At 66.3% G+C, this 13,945-nt stretch carries 16 protein-coding genes; 5 read left to right on the top strand and 11 right to left on the bottom strand.

Annotated elements, in window-relative coordinates; all coding sequences use genetic code 11:
• Positions 1-4: 4 nt before the first annotated feature.
• The 5 genes from petA to CSC94_RS09985 all read right to left on the bottom strand — a co-directional run bounded on the left by petA (position 5) and on the right by CSC94_RS09985 (position 5,906).
• Entirely contained in the window at positions 5-568 is a 564-nt protein-coding gene (petA, locus tag CSC94_RS10005; protein ID WP_099306187.1) for a ubiquinol-cytochrome c reductase iron-sulfur subunit, read from the bottom strand.
• 206 nt (positions 569-774) lie between these two features.
• On the bottom strand, positions 775-1,086 hold the full coding sequence (locus tag CSC94_RS10000; protein WP_099306186.1) for a DUF6665 family protein: 312 nt from the start codon (positions 1,084-1,086) through the stop codon (positions 775-777).
• Positions 1,087-1,095: 9 nt separating this feature from the next.
• Positions 1,096-2,145 carry an ATP-dependent carboxylate-amine ligase gene (locus CSC94_RS09995; RefSeq protein WP_133122862.1) on the bottom strand — a complete coding sequence of 350 codons (1,050 nt, stop codon included), beginning with the start codon at positions 2,143-2,145 and terminating at the stop codon, positions 1,096-1,098.
• 18 nt (positions 2,146-2,163) lie between these two features.
• Positions 2,164-4,050 carry an ABC transporter ATP-binding protein gene (locus tag CSC94_RS09990; protein WP_099306184.1) on the bottom strand — a complete coding sequence of 629 codons (1,887 nt, stop codon included), beginning with the start codon at positions 4,048-4,050 and terminating at the stop codon, positions 2,164-2,166.
• Positions 4,047-5,906, bottom strand: coding sequence for an ABC transporter ATP-binding protein (locus CSC94_RS09985; RefSeq protein ID WP_099306183.1), 1,860 nt, complete (start codon positions 5,904-5,906; stop codon positions 4,047-4,049). The genes CSC94_RS09990 and CSC94_RS09985 overlap by 4 nt, the downstream gene beginning before the upstream one ends.
• Positions 5,907-6,031: 125 nt before the next feature.
• On the opposite strand from CSC94_RS09985, the gene CSC94_RS09980 reads away from it, so the two are divergent.
• Positions 6,032-6,493: a tRNA (cytidine(34)-2'-O)-methyltransferase gene (locus CSC94_RS09980; protein WP_099306182.1), complete on the top strand. Its 462-nt coding sequence runs from the start codon at positions 6,032-6,034 to the stop codon at positions 6,491-6,493.
• 17 nt (positions 6,494-6,510) lie between these two features.
• On the opposite strand, the gene CSC94_RS09975 is transcribed toward CSC94_RS09980, so the two are convergent.
• On the bottom strand, positions 6,511-6,903 hold the full coding sequence (locus CSC94_RS09975) for a VOC family protein (protein WP_099306181.1): 393 nt from the start codon (positions 6,901-6,903) through the stop codon (positions 6,511-6,513).
• Between the two features lie 76 nt (positions 6,904-6,979).
• Here CSC94_RS09975 and soxR point away from each other — a divergent pair, with 76 nt between their 5' ends.
• Together soxR and CSC94_RS09965 are read left to right on the top strand one after the other, a co-directional pair.
• Positions 6,980-7,471, top strand: coding sequence for a redox-sensitive transcriptional activator SoxR (gene soxR, locus CSC94_RS09970; protein WP_099306180.1), 492 nt, complete (start codon positions 6,980-6,982; stop codon positions 7,469-7,471).
• A 105-nt stretch (positions 7,472-7,576) separates the two neighbouring features.
• Positions 7,577-9,133 carry a trimethylamine methyltransferase family protein gene (locus CSC94_RS09965; protein WP_099306179.1) on the top strand — a complete coding sequence of 519 codons (1,557 nt, stop codon included), beginning with the start codon at positions 7,577-7,579 and terminating at the stop codon, positions 9,131-9,133.
• An 18-nt stretch (positions 9,134-9,151) separates the two neighbouring features.
• On the opposite strand, the gene CSC94_RS09960 is transcribed toward CSC94_RS09965, so the two are convergent.
• Together CSC94_RS09960 and CSC94_RS09955 are read right to left on the bottom strand one after the other, a co-directional pair.
• Complete coding sequence (locus CSC94_RS09960; RefSeq protein WP_099306178.1) at positions 9,152-9,616, bottom strand: c-type cytochrome; 465 nt, start codon at positions 9,614-9,616, stop codon at positions 9,152-9,154.
• 119 nt (positions 9,617-9,735) lie between these two features.
• The gene (locus CSC94_RS09955) at positions 9,736-9,993 is read right to left on the bottom strand and encodes a hypothetical protein (RefSeq protein ID WP_099306177.1); all 258 of its coding nucleotides are present in this window, start codon (positions 9,991-9,993) and stop codon (positions 9,736-9,738) included.
• Between the two features lie 105 nt (positions 9,994-10,098).
• Here CSC94_RS09955 and hemF point away from each other — a divergent pair, with 105 nt between their 5' ends.
• Positions 10,099-11,013, top strand: a complete 915-nt coding sequence (gene hemF / locus CSC94_RS09950) for an oxygen-dependent coproporphyrinogen oxidase (RefSeq protein WP_099306256.1) — start codon at positions 10,099-10,101, stop codon at positions 11,011-11,013.
• A gap of 104 nt (positions 11,014-11,117) precedes the next feature.
• Positions 11,118-11,303: a DUF1059 domain-containing protein gene (locus CSC94_RS09945; RefSeq protein WP_099306176.1), complete on the top strand. Its 186-nt coding sequence runs from the start codon at positions 11,118-11,120 to the stop codon at positions 11,301-11,303.
• A gap of 36 nt (positions 11,304-11,339) precedes the next feature.
• Here the strand turns inward: CSC94_RS09945 and CSC94_RS09940 are convergent, their stop codons facing one another.
• Genes CSC94_RS09940 through CSC94_RS09930 form a run of 3 tightly spaced genes read right to left on the bottom strand, consistent with a single transcriptional unit; the run spans position 11,340 to position 13,875 of the window.
• Complete coding sequence (locus tag CSC94_RS09940; protein WP_099306175.1) at positions 11,340-12,611, bottom strand: CCA tRNA nucleotidyltransferase; 1,272 nt, start codon at positions 12,609-12,611, stop codon at positions 11,340-11,342.
• Positions 12,608-13,243: a CoA pyrophosphatase gene (locus tag CSC94_RS09935; RefSeq protein ID WP_099306174.1), complete on the bottom strand. Its 636-nt coding sequence runs from the start codon at positions 13,241-13,243 to the stop codon at positions 12,608-12,610. The genes CSC94_RS09940 and CSC94_RS09935 overlap by 4 nt, the downstream gene beginning before the upstream one ends.
• Positions 13,240-13,875, bottom strand: coding sequence for a DUF1285 domain-containing protein (locus CSC94_RS09930; protein WP_099306255.1), 636 nt, complete (start codon positions 13,873-13,875; stop codon positions 13,240-13,242). Before CSC94_RS09930 ends, CSC94_RS09935 begins: the two co-directional genes overlap by 4 nt.
• Between the last annotated feature and the right edge of the window lie 70 nt (positions 13,876-13,945).

The following is a 13,945-nucleotide window of genomic DNA, read 5'->3' as shown; positions in this document are numbered from 1 at the left end:
TCCCTTACCCGATGCGGATCGTTGTGTCGGAAACGAATGCATATTGCGGGATATGCAGGTTTTCCGGAGCGGGGCCTTTGCGGATGCGCCCCGCGGTGTCGTAGACGGAGCCATGGCACGGGCAGAACCAGCCGCCGTATTCACCCTGCTCGCCGAGCGGCACGCAACCCAGGTGGGTGCACGAACCGATCATGACGATCCAGTTTTCCTTGCCCTCTCCGGCCGAACGCGCCACGTCGGTGGCTTCCGCGTCACCGGCCAGGTTGGCATTGCGCGCGATCGGATCCTTCAGCTCGTCCAGCGGCGTCGCCTTGGCTTCCTCGACTTCCTTTTCCGTGCGGTTACGGATGAAGATCGGCTTGCCGCGCCACTTGGCGGTCAGCGACATGCCCGGCTCGAGGCTGGAAACATCCACTTCGATCGACGCCAGCGCCAGCGTCGAGGCGTCCGGGCGCATCTGGTCGATGAAGGGCCACACGGCCGCTGCAGTACCGACGACGCCGGCCATGCCGGTGGCGATATAGAGAAAATCCCGGCGATTGTGCTCGGAAACTTCGTTTGCGCTCATAGGTCTGGCTCCTTGTGCCTGATCAATGCCGGCTGCCCCCCGCGTCAGCTCGCAATCCCCGAACCGGGCATGACGGAGCGGCCAGACGGAATCCCCCTGCATTTGGCGTTTGCTTCTATTGAGGATGCCAGCCCTTGTCCAGACTGGAGAAAGGTAGAACGGCCATTTGTCGCGGCATTTTTGAAACAACTGCATCAGTTGCCGCTTCAGGATGCTCCGAGCCGTACCAGGACCTCTTTGGGGATCCCCATTTCGCGGATGAGAATGTCGTGCCGCCTGAGCCCGATCAGTTCGCGCTGGATGAAATAGGCGTGCACCGCCCTGGCGGCATCTTTCAACCGCTCGGGCCGCTCGGGATCGCCGGCTTCCAGCCGTTTGAGCGCCGCCAGCGCCGCTTCCACCTTGCGCCCGGCGATGCCGAGCGACGCCGCCATGTCCGCGGCCGCCTCGTATTGAAAGGCAGCGGCCAGCGGATCGTCCTTCATCGGGTTCAGCTTCGAGGGGGGACGCAGGGCCATGGTGCGAACCTAGGCCGTTTCGGCCATCTTTTCCACAACGGCGGCATAGATGGCGACGGCTCTTTTCCGCGTCCCGGCCGACAGCGCCGCGAAATTGCGCAGGCCGGGAGCGGAGTTGACTTCGAGAACGCGGTAGTCGCCCGCCGGTTGCGAGATGTCTTCCGTCATGATGTCGACACCGGCAAAAACCAGCCCGCAGGACGCCGCGGCCCGCGCCGCGATGGCGGCGAAGTCGGGATGGACGGCCTCCGACCTGTCCGCCGAATATCCGCCGGTGGAAAGATTCGCGTTCGGCATCAGCACGACACGCTGCCCGGCCGCCGGCACCGACGCGGGCTCCAGTCCCTGCCCCGCCAGTTCGGCCACGATACGCGGATCGTCCGCCGACAGGCCCGCCGGCCGGTCGCCCTTGCGAAACCCCTCGAGCGCTTCCGAAACCAGGGCCGCGACGCTGGAAATCCCGTCGCCGGTCACCGTGAACGGCGAACGCTCGTAAGCGGCCAGCACCTGGCCGTCGAGCACCACCAGGCGATAGTCGCGGCCGCTGGCCGCCACCTGCAGAAGCGCCTTGTCCGCGCTCTCGAAAAGGTCGCGTATGCCCTCGAACAGCCGCTCGACGGACGTGACCTTCATCACCCCCTTGCCGGCGGTTCCCTCGTTCGGCTTGAGGAACAGCGGAAAGCCGTGATGCCGGGCGAAGGCCAGCGCCGGCTCAGCGAAGCCGAGGCCGGCCGCCAGCGCCTTGCATTTCAGCGCCAGTTCCGCCCGGTAGCGCGGGCTGAACAGCAGCACGCTTTCCGGCGTCCGGATGCCGCTGTCGGCCAGCAACTGCCCGGCGTAGGCCTTGTCGCGGGCAAGCTGGCTGGCGCCCTGCCCGTTGATGTCGAAGGCGGTGCCCATGAAGAACCCGCGACGGCCACCGCCGAAATCGATGTAGCCGGAATAGCCGTAGCGGGGATCGCCATGCAGCGTGTAGCCCTTGTCGGCGCAGACCTGCTGCAGCATGGAATAGACGAAATGGCCACGCGCCGTCGCGGCATCCATCGGTCGGAATGTCATGCCCCTCGTTCCCTGTTTTCACTCGGCCGCGGCGTTGCGTTGGATCCCGTCGGACAGGAACCCGCCGGACTGGCGCGCCCAGAGGCGGGAATAGAGACCGCCGGCGTCCACCAGCTCGTCATGGGTTCCCGTTTCGACGATGGCACCCTTGTCCACCACGATCAGCCGGTCCATGGCCGCGATGGTGGACAGGCGGTGCGCGATGGCGATCACGGTGCGCCCTTCCATCATGTCGGCCAGCTTGTCCTGGATCGCCGCCTCGATCTCCGAATCCAGCGCCGAGGTCGCCTCGTCGAGGATCAGCACCGGCGCGTCCTTCAGCATCATGCGGGCGATGGCGATGCGCTGGCGCTGCCCGCCTGACAGCTTCACGCCGCGCTCGCCCACGTGCGCGTCGTAGCCCTTGCGCCCCTTCAGGTCGCCGACACTCTGGATGAACTCGTGCGCCGCCGCACGCCGTGCCGCCGCCTCGATCTCGTCCTGCGTGGCACCGGGCCGGCCATAGGCGATGTTGTCGCGGATCGAGCGATGCATCAGCATCGGCTCCTGCGCCACCACGCCGAACTGGGCGCGCAACGATGCCTGCGTCAGGTCGCGAATATCGGTGCCATCCAGCGTGATACGCCCGCCCTCCACGTCGAAGAGCCGCAGCAGCAGGTGCACGACGGTCGTCTTGCCGGCGCCCGACGGACCGACCAGCGCCACCTTTTCGCCGGGCCGGATATCGAGCGTCAGCCCGTCGATGACGCCTTTCCCCTTGCCATAGTGGAAGGTGACGTCCTCGAAGCGGATATGGCCCTTCGCCCGCACCATGGTCCGGGCCTGCGGCCGGTCGGTGATCGCCGGATCGACGGAGACGACGCTCGTCGTGTCCTGCACGGTGGCGAAATTGCGGATCAGCCCGTTGATGTTGAACATCACCCAGCCCGACATCTGGTTGAGCCGGAAAACGAGGCCCATGGCCGTGGCGATGGCCCCCGTCGTCGCCGTGCCGGCCATCCAGGCGGAAACGGCAATGGCACCGATGGCCGAGATCATCACGCCGTTGACCAATGCCACGGCCATCCGCAGCCGCGTGATCGACCGCGTCAGCTGGCGCGTCGCGTCGAGCTGCATCTCCAGCCCGTCGCGCACGAAGGCGTGTTCCCGCCGCCCGCTGTCGAACAGCTTGACGGCCAGGATGTTGGTGAAGGCATCGACCATCCGGCCGTTGAACACCGAGCGCGCATCGGCCGCCTGCTTGGCATGGCGCCTGAGCGGTGGCAGCAGCCGGTGGGCAACCAGCCCGTAGACGCACAGCCACGCCGCGATCACGCCGGCCATCCAGGGGTCGAGCGTGAACAGGATGGAGAAGGTCAGCACCACGAAGGTGAGGAACATCCACATCGTCTGCAGGATACCGATCAGGAAATCGCCGACAGCGTCGCCGCCCTGCATGATCTTGGTGGCGATCCGCCCGGCGAAATCGTTCTGGTAGAAGGCGAACGGCTGTTCGATCACCCGCCGGAACGCCTGCCAGCGCACCATGGCGTAAAACTGCGGCACGATGACCTGCTGTTCCAGCACCGAGCTGGCGATCATCGCTGCCGCGCGTCCTACCAGCACCAGCGCCAGGAGCGCGGCGAGCGCCGGCCAGTGCGTGGCGAGAAAGGTTGCGGGATCGCCCTTCTCCATCAGGTCGATCAGCCAGCCGACCGACCAGTAGAGGCCGGCATCCACGCCGCCCATGATCCCGCCGACGATCAGCAGCAGCACGAAAGGCCCCTTCGCCTGGCGGGCGAAATGCCCGATGAAGGCCAGCGCCTGCTTCGGCAGCACTGCCCGGTCGGTGTCCGCGAAGGCGTCGATCCGGTTTTCAGCGGAATGCCAGAAGCCGCCGTCCGGCTTTTCACGCGCCTCGCTCATTCCGCCGCTTCCGCCTCGTCCTCGATCAGGAATCCGCCCGACTGGCGGGCCCAGAGCTGGGCGTAGAGACCGCCGGCATTGACCAGCTCGTCATGTGTCCCCGTTTCCACGATCGCGCCCTGGTCCATGACCACGAGACGGTCCATGGCCGCGATGGTCGACAGCCGGTGCGCGATGGCGATCACTGTCTTGCCTTCCATCAGGCGGTAGAGATTGTCCTGGATCGCCGCCTCGGCCTCCGAGTCCAAGGCCGACGTCGCCTCGTCGAGGATCAGGATCGGCGCGTCCTTCAGCATCACGCGGGCGATGGCGATGCGCTGGCGCTGGCCGCCGGACAGTTTCACCCCGCGCTCGCCCACATGCGCGTCGTAGCCGGTCCGGCCGCCAGCGTCGGCCAGGTCGCGGATGAAGTCGTGCGCCTCGGCCCGCCGCGCCGCCTCCTCCATGGCCTTTTCGCTCGCGTCGGGCCGGCCGTAGAGGATGTTGTCGCGCACCGAGCGGTGCAGGAGAGAGGTATCCTGCGTCACCATCCCGATGGCGGCGCGCAGGCTTTCCTGCGTCACGCCGGCAATGTCCTGGCCGTCGATCCGGATTTGACCGCCTTCCACGTCATGGAAGCGCAACAGCAGGTTGACCAGCGTCGACTTGCCTGCCCCGGATCGGCCAACCACGCCGATCTTTTCGCCGGGCCGAACCTCGAGGTTCAGCCCTTCGATCACGCCGCCACCCTTGCCGTAGTGGAAGGTGACATCCTCGAAGCGCACGCGGCCGTCGCGCACGGCAAGCGCTCCGGCGCCGGGCCGGTCGGTGACGGCATGCGGCCGCGCCAGCGTCTGCATGCCGTCGATCGCCATCCCGATATTCTCGAACAGGCCCGACAGTTCCCACATGATCCAGTGGCTCATGCCGTTGAGGCGCAGCACGAGGCCAAGCGCGATGGCCACCGCGCCGGCCGTGACACCCGATCCGAGCCACAGCCCGATCCCGACCGCGCCGACGGCAAACAGCAACCCGTTGTTGAGCAGCACCAGCATCACTTCCAGCTTGGTGACGAGGCGCATCTGCGGATGCACGGTCACCAGGAAATCGCGCATCGACTGGCGTGCATAGGCTTCCTCGGCGCGGGCGTGGGAAAACAGCTTGACCGTCATGATGTTGGTGTAGCTGTCGACGATCCGTCCCGTCATCGCGGAACGGGCATCGGCCTGCGCTTCGGAAATGTCGCGCATCAGCGGCAGGAAATGGCGCAGTGTCAGCCCGTATCCGACCAGCCAGAGGACGAACGGCACCATCAGCGCGACATTGAAGCTGGCAATCAGCGCCAGCGTGCCCAGCACGTAGACGATCACGTAGACGAAGACGTTGACGGCCTTCATCAGCGTGTCGCGCACGCCGAGCGAGGCCTGCAGGAGCTTGGTCGCCACCCGGCCGGCGAACTCGTCCTGGAAGAAGGACATCGACTGGCGCAGCAGGTAGCGATGGCCGAGCCAGCGGATGATCATCGGGAAGTTCCCGATCACCGACTGGTGCAGGATGAGCGAGTCGAAGAATGTCAGCGCCGGCAGGATGAGGAGGATCACTGCCCCCATCCAGACAAGGCGCCACGTTTCGGTCTGCAGGAAAGTGTCTCGGTCGGCCGCCGCCAGCCAGTCCACGACGTTTCCGAGGAAGGCGAAGAGCCACACCTCGAACACGGCAACCAGCGCCGAGGTGAACGCGATCAGCGCGAGCCACGCCCAGATCGGCCGCGAGAAATGCCAGACGAAAGGCCACAGGCGGTCCGGCGGCTGGCCAGGCGCCATCTCCGGAAACGGGTCGATCCGACCCTCGAACCATGTGAACACGCGACCCAGCATCACCGCGGCCTTCGCTTGAAAATGACGTGCGGCCGCGCCGCAGGACGAGACCGATGATATAGGCCGGCAAGGTGGCCTTGTCATGTCGCTTGGCAAGCCTCTGCTGACAAGCTACGGAAACACGCATGTCTTCCGACCTGCGCATCGCCCTTTTCCAGCCCGACATCCCCGGCAACACCGGAACCATCATCCGCACCGCCGCCTGCCTCGGCCTCGGCGTGGACATCATCGCGCCGGCCGGCTTCGACTTTTCGGACCGGGCCCTGAAACGCTCCGGCATGGACTACGTGGAGCTTGCGACCGTCAGGCGCCACGACGACTGGCGCGCCTTCGAGAGTTGGCGGCGCGATGATGGACGGCGCCTCCTGCTGTTCACGACGAAGGGCGCAAGCCCCTACACCGGCTTTGCCTTTCGCCCCGGCGACATCCTGCTGTTCGGCCGCGAAAGCGCCGGCGCGCCGGACCATGTCCACGCGGCCGCCGACGCCCGTCTGCTCATCCCCATGGCACCGGGTCGCCGCAGCCTCAACCTCGCGGTTTCCGCGGCCATGGCGTCCAGCGAGGCGATCCGCCAGTTGTCGGCCTGAGATGACGCGTGCCGCCGTCAGTCATAGCTGACCACTTCGAACTCGATGCCGTTCTCGTCATCGAAGTAGAACCGCCGGCCCGGCTCGTAATCGGCATGGTTATAGGGCTTGTAGCCGAGCGCCCTCACCTTCGCCTCCACCGCATCGAGATCGCCGACCACGACGCCGACATGGTTGAGATGGCCGCTCCGCGACTTGTTCACCGAGACGCCTTCGGCGCCGCCGGCGGGTGAGTAGACGGCGAGATAGGCCGTGTCGGTGCCGACATGCACCGTGTGTCCGCCGTTGATCGCGGGGCCTTCCCACCGCACGTGCCAGCCGAACAGATCCGAGAGCCAGGCGGCCGTCGCCCGGGAATCGGCGACCGTGAAGTTCACATGTTCCAGCATTCCGTGCCGTTCGGCGCTCATCGCATCCTCCTGTTTGCCTCGATGGTGCCCGAAGGGTACTTTCTCAAGCGCACTTGAGATCAAGAGGTTTTTTTCGATGGAGACCAGAAAATCCGTTTCCACCCTGTCGATCGGGGAGGTCGCGGCCCGCACCGGCCTCGCCGTCTCGGCCGTTCGCTACTACGAGGACGAGGGCCTGATAACGGCCCTTCGCAGCCCGGGCGGACGCCGCAGGTTCCTGCGCGCGGAAATCCGCAAGGTCTCCTTCATAGCCATTTCGCAGCGCCTCGGCTTCACGCTCGCCGAAATTCGCGACCAGTTGCAGGCCCTGCCCGGCGACCGCGCGCCGACCCGTGCCGACTGGGCGCGCATCAGCCGGTCCTTTTCCGTGGCGATCGACGAGCGCATTGCCCGGTTGCAGCGGCTTCGAAACCGGCTCGACGGCTGCATCGGATGCGGCTGCCTCTCGCTGGAAAACTGTGCCCTGTACAATCCCGGCGACCGCGCCGCCCGCTTCGGCACCGGCCCGCAACTGGTCGAGCGCCAGGCCCTGCCGGAAGACGCCCCCCCGAAGTCGAAGCCATATTGATTCCGTCGGCGATTGCGGCACTATGAGCCTTGCTCAAGTGGGCTCGCAGTGAGCTGAAACGGTGTGCGCCAATCCGTCAGACGCAACGTCGCGAAGGAGGACGTCATGGCGCGCAGACCACGGGCAGACCGGGCATCGGCCACCAGCAGGCCGGCAGACGCTTTCACGAACCAGGGCGCACCGCGCCCGAGGCCGCATTTTTCCGTCGGTGGAGAGGAGGCACGCAATGCCATTGCGCGCCGGGCCATCGATCTGCTGGCCGATCACGGCGTCGCCATCGTCCACGAAGGCGCCTTCGAGGCCATGCGTCGGGCCGGCGCCACGCCCGGTCGCGAATCGAGCCGCCTGAGATTTCCGCGGGAACTGGTCGAGGAAGCCCTCGCCGCGACGCCGAAGACCGCCCGCCTGTGCGGCAAGCGCGAGGCGCGCGACGTTGCCCTGCCGAGGCTCGACAACGGTTTCGTCATGCGCACCGGAACCGGCGCCCATGGCTATGTCGAGCCGGAGACCGGGCGCTACCGCAACATGGAAATCGGGGATGTTGAAACGATTGCCCGGCTGGCCAACGGCCTCGACCAGGTGGGCTTCATCGCCCATCCCTTCGCCTACGGCGTGCACGAACTGACCAGCGATATCCACTCGGTCGCCAGTCTCGTCGCCAACACGGACAAGCACATCTGGCTCCAGCCCTACAACGTGGAGAACGTCGACTATCTCATCCGCATCGTGACGGTGGCCGCCGGCGGCGAGGCGGAACTGAAGGCACGGCCCATTGCATCCACCATCATGTGCTCCTTTACACCGCTCGAGTTCAAGGTGATGGACGTCGAGGCGCTGATCCGGTCCGGCAAGGCCGGCCTGCCGGTCCATGCCTGCTCGCTGCCGTCGGGCGGCGGCACGGCGCCGCTCTCGGTGGCCGGTAACGTGCTGATGGCCGTTGCCGAAATCCTCGCCATGGTCACCCTCGCCCATGTCCTGGTGCCGGGAACGCCCGTCATCGCCACGCCCTTGATGTTCACCCTCGACATGGCGACCGGCCGTGCCCTCCATGCCTGCCCGGAAAGCCTGCAGGCCAAGGCGCTTGCCGTCGAGGTCCTGTCCCGCCGGTTCGGACTGCTGACCCACACCTACGGCATGGGGTCCGACACGCCCGACGGCGGCCGCCAGTCGATGGCCGAACGCGCCATGCTCGGCCAGACGGTTGCCCTCTCCGGTGCCGATATCCTGGGCGGCGTCGGCCAGCTCGAGACGGCGACGGTCTTCTCGCCCGTGCAGGCCGTCCTTGATGACGAACTCGGCGCCTATATCCGCAGCTTCATCCGCACGCCCGAGGTCTCCGACGACGCGTTCAACTGGGACGAGATCAGCGAGATCGGGATCGGTGCCCATTTCCTGGCATCGGGACACACGCTGGAGCGCTGCCGGACGCAGTTCCGCCCGCGCGTTTTCCAGCGCACCGGGCGCGACGACTACGAGAAGAACGACCGCCGCGGCGCCTGGGAGGAAGCGCGCGACCGCGCACGGGCACTGATTGCCGCCGATCTGCCGCCGGGCCTGCCAGACGAGGACCAGAAGCGCGAGATCGCCCGCATCGCGGCCCGCGCCGATGACGACATCATTGCCCGGTCGAGGCAGGTCAGCGGCAAGCGCGACGTGATTTGAGCCTGTCGGAAGACCGGCCTACTGGTTGCCGAAGCCGCGCATCATGCCACGTCCCATGCCCATGCCATGGCCCATCACGCCCATGCCGCGCCCCTGTGCCGGCGGGTCGAAGTCGGCGGACGCGATGTAATTGGCGATGGCGGTGCGGTCCGTCTCCGCCAGTTCCAGCGGCGGCATCAGGCCGAAGCGCGCCACCCATTGCGGCATGACCGACTTTGCCTCGTCCGGTTTCTCCAGCCATTGCGAAATGGCATCGGCGACGTTCCGGTCGCTGCCATAGGCGCGGCGGTAGTTCATCACCACGCCAAAGATCGGCGGTGCAACGAGATCGTCGTGGGAGACGTCGGCCGCAGGCATGTGGCAGGCGGCGCAATTGTCCTCGAACAACGCCTTTCCGTCAGCGGCCTGCGCACCGCCAGGCACCAGCGCCGCGACGAGACCGAACTGGAAAACTGCAAGGAACGTCTGAACGGAATGTCTCATGATCCTGCCCCCGGGAGATATGGTTTATACAAGGCCGGACGGTCCTCACGGACCTGGACGCCGTCCGCCTTCAATGCATGCAGGCTGGACCCGAATGCCGGCCCGGACATTGATGAAGGTCAATCCGCGCTTTTCAGCCGCCGCATCGTGAACTCGATCACGTCGCCGGGCCACTCGCTCCAGCTTTCGATTTCCGTCCAGTAGGCCTGGCGCGGGTAGCGGTCGAGGAATTCGCGGGCCTTTTCGCGTGCTTTCGGGCGAGGCAGGCGGAAGGTTTCACGCACGAAGCCATCGCGTGGCATGCGTTCGCCACGCTGCCGGCTCTCGTCGAGCCGCTGCTTCAGGCCGTCCAGGGGCGGACGGGCGGGAACACGCATGACAAATACTCCCGGAGCCTCTATGCGTGAAAATTGTAGGGTTCGACAGCGCGCTTGGCGAGTCATTTGTCGGCGGCGCGACAATTTCAGATTGAGGAGGCCATGATGGAACGCCCGGACATTCCGGCCGGCTTGCCGGATGACATCGAGGACAAGAAAGCGCGGGCGAAGGCCTGGTTCGAGGAATTGCGCGACCGCATCTGCGCCGGCTTCGAGGCGCTCGAGGACGAGGTGCCGGAACCCCACGGCGGCGGCGAGCCAGGTCGTTTCGAGCGCAAGGAATGGCAGCGCGACGAAGGCGCCGGCGGCGGCGGCGTGATGTCGATGATGCACGGACGGCTGTTCGAGAAGGTCGGCGTCCACACGTCGACCGTCCACGGCGAGTTTTCGCCGGAATTCCGCAACCAGATACCCGGCGCCAACGAGGATCCGCGCTTCTGGGCCTCGGGGATTTCGCTGATCTGCCATCCGGTCAATCCCAATGTCCCGGCCGTACACATGAACACCCGCATGGTCGTCACCACGCGGCAGTGGTTCGGCGGTGGCGCCGATCTGACCCCGGTGCTCGACCGCCGCCGCACCCAGGACGACCCGGACGCGCAGACGTTTCACAAGGCGATGAAATTTGCCTGCGACAAGCACGCCGGCGTGGCCGATCACGACCGCTTCAAGGCCTGGTGCGACGAGTATTTCTTCCTGCCCCATCGCAACGAGCCGCGCGGCATCGGCGGCATCTTCTACGACTGGCTGCATTCGCCGGACGAGAAAGGCGGCTGGGAGGCCGACTTCGCCTTCACCCAGGATGTCGGCCGGACGTTCCTCCTCACCTACAGCCATCTCGTGCGGCAGAATTTCGCCGATGCCTGGACGGACGCCGATCGGGAGGAACAGCTCGTCCGCCGCGGCCGCTACGTCGAGTTCAACCTGCTCTACGACCGCGGCACGATCTTCGGCCTGAAGACCGGCGGTAATATCGAGTCCATCCTCTCCTCCATGCCTCCCATGGTCAAATGGCCCTGAATGCCCGGTTCGGGTGAACGGAACCGGCCCATTGACCGTTGTCATGCAGAACCGCCTTATTTCACCTATACTGGTAAGGCATCCAACGACCATAGGAGGAAGCCATGAAGGAATTTCATTGTGGTTCGCTTGTCCCGGGTTGCGACTGGCATACCCGTCACGAGGACGAGGCTGAGGTGATCCGCCGCGCCGTCGAGCACCTGCGCAACACGCATGGCGAGACCATCATTCGCGAAGGCATGATGGATGCCATCCGGTCCAAGATCACCCGGAGCGGCGAAGCTGCCTGACATGCTGGAGTGCTGGCCCGGTTCTTCCCGGGCCGGCTAGCCTTTGCCGGCCCGCTGCTGCGCCAGTGCCAGCAGCGCGTCGCGGTCCAGCTTGAAACCGGACGACACCCAGTCGTCCTCGAGCTGGCCGAGCAGGCGGCCCATACCGGGACCCGCCTCTATGCCGATCGTCCCCAGGTCCTTGCCGCCGAGGGGGAAACCGGGTTTTTCCCAGTTCTCGGCAAATCGCAATTGCGCCAGGCGGACGGCATGCGCCTGCATCCGCGCCGGCTCCCCGGCGTCCAAGCCGCTCGCGCCTGCCAGCGCCAGCACGATCCGGTCGCGCACGCCGTCGCCCGGCCCCCGGTAGAGCTGTTTCGCAAGCCCCCCGTCGGATGTGTCTTCCGCGGGCAATTCGGCAAACGCCCATTCGCGCAGGCGCTTGCGTTCGTGCCCGGACAGCCGCAACCGGTCCGCCAGGGCCTCCATGCGGGCGCTGTCGGGAGGAACGATGGCTTCCAGGCGCAGCATCGGGTCGGCCGCAAGCCCGGCATGACGCTCCGCCGCGACCAGCCCGTGAATGGTGTCGATGCCCCACTTCTCGCTTTCCGGCAGGATGCGGCTCAGCACGCCGGTCTGGCGCATCCAAAGCAGCGCCCGTGACGGATCGGGCGCGCCCAGCAGCTTTTTCAATTCAGCCCAGACCCGCTCCACCGAAAGCCGGTCCATGCCTTCCTTCAGCCGGGCGCAGGCCTTCAGGCCGGCCGCATCGGGCCGGCCATGGCCGTACCAGGCAAAGAAGCGGAAAAACCGCAGGATGCGCAGGTAATCCTCGCGGATCCGCGTTTCCGCGTCACCGATGAACCGCAGCGTCCGCGTCTTCAGGTCGTCGAGGCCGCCGACGTGATCCACCACGGTTCCGTCAGCTGCCGCGTAAAGCGCGTTGATCGTGAAGTCGCGCCGCTCCGCGTCCGCCTTCCAGTCGCGGCCGAAACGCACCGTGGCATGCCTTCCATGGGTTTCGACATCCGAGCGCAGCGTCGTCACCTCGTGCGGAACGCCGTTGGCGATCACGGTGATGGTCCCGTGGTCATAACCGGTCGGCACGGCCCGGAATCCGGCCGCTTCTGCCCGTGCGATGGTTTCGTCGGGAAGCGTTGTGGTGGCGATGTCGATGTCGCTCACCGGCTGGCAAAGCAGCGTGTTGCGTACCGCGCCGCCGGCCACCATGGCCTTTTCCCCGCCCTGCGACAGGGCAGCCAGCAGGCCTTGCAGGCCTTCGTCGTCCAGCCATTCGGCCTTGCCGGCCAGCGATACCGTGTCGCTCACGCATAGAGCCTTTCGTAGATCGTGCGGATGATGCCCGCCGTGACGCCCCAGATGTAGCGGTCATCGTGCGGCATGGTCCAGAAGAAGCGCTCCTGCCCCTCCCAGGTCCGGCTTTGGCGCACGTGGTTGTCCGGGTTCATGAGGAAGGCGAGCGGCACCTCGAAGATCGCGGCCACCTCGTCCGGGTTGGCCACCATCGTCACCTGGGGATCGACCAGGCCGAACACCGGCGCAATGCGGTACCCGCTGCCGGTCAGGTAGTCCGGCATGCGGCCGAAAACCTCCACGCGGTCGGGCGCGATGCCGATCTCCTCGTGCGTCTCGCGCAGCGCGGCGGCTTCCGGCGTCGCATCCTCCGGGTCGATCCGCCCGCCGGGAAAGGCCACCTGCCCGGAATGCCGGCGCAGGCTCTCGGTCCTCTGCGTCAGGATCACGCTCGGCCCGCCATCGCGCTCGACGACGGGAACCAGCACCGCCGCATCGCGCAGGTCCGGCTTGATGATGAGGTGGCGCAGCGCCGGGTTCAAATGGTGGTCACCGTGGTCGTCCGTGCCGAACGGCCCGGTTTCCCGGCCCAGGCGCTGACGCAGGTCTGCGATCGAATAGTCGGTTGCCGCCGGCATGAGCGTCATCGGGACAGGGCCTCCAGCCGCTCCATCGTCATCATCGGGAAAACGGCGCCATGCGATCGCAGCGCATACATCGCCTTGCCATCGACCATGACCTCCTCGCCGAGCTCGACCAGGTCGTACATCACCGCCCGCGATACCAATGCCTCCAGCCGGCCCCGCACGTGGACATAGGGTTTCATCCCGCCTGTCTCGTCTTCGTCGACGAAGCGCAGCGGGTGCTCCGGTCCGGCCTCCACCAGGTCGCCGACCTGGGTGCGGAACGTCACCACCTGCGATTCGCCCTCCCCCGTGGCCACTGCTTCCACGGCGACGAAGGGCGCGTCCTCCACCCGGATGCGGACCTTTTCCACAGGCGTCACGAGATAGGTTTCGCCGTCCTCGTCCTTGCGCAACACCGTCGAAAACAGCCGCACCAGCGCCGGCCGCCCGATCGGCGTTCCCATGTAGAACCACGTCCCGTCGCGGCGGATTTCCATGTCGATCTCGCCGCAATGGTCCGGGTTCCAGCGTTCGACGGGCGGAAGACCGCGTTCCTGGCCCACTGCGCGGCTGATCAGGGCCTCGAGCCCGGCGCTCTCGCGCGCCTCTTCGAGACGCTTTTGCGGCTTGGCCGTATCATCGCTTTTGTTCATCATGGTCACGAAATAGTCACCGTTATTGCGCTTGTCAGCCCTGTCGGCTGGTTTAATTTGACGCGAGACG

It is taken from the genome of Zhengella mangrovi (assembly GCF_002727065.1).
GTDB classification, from domain to species: domain Bacteria; phylum Pseudomonadota; class Alphaproteobacteria; order Rhizobiales; family Rhizobiaceae; genus Zhengella; species Zhengella mangrovi.
This window is presented reverse-complemented; position numbering and strand designations above follow the sequence as displayed.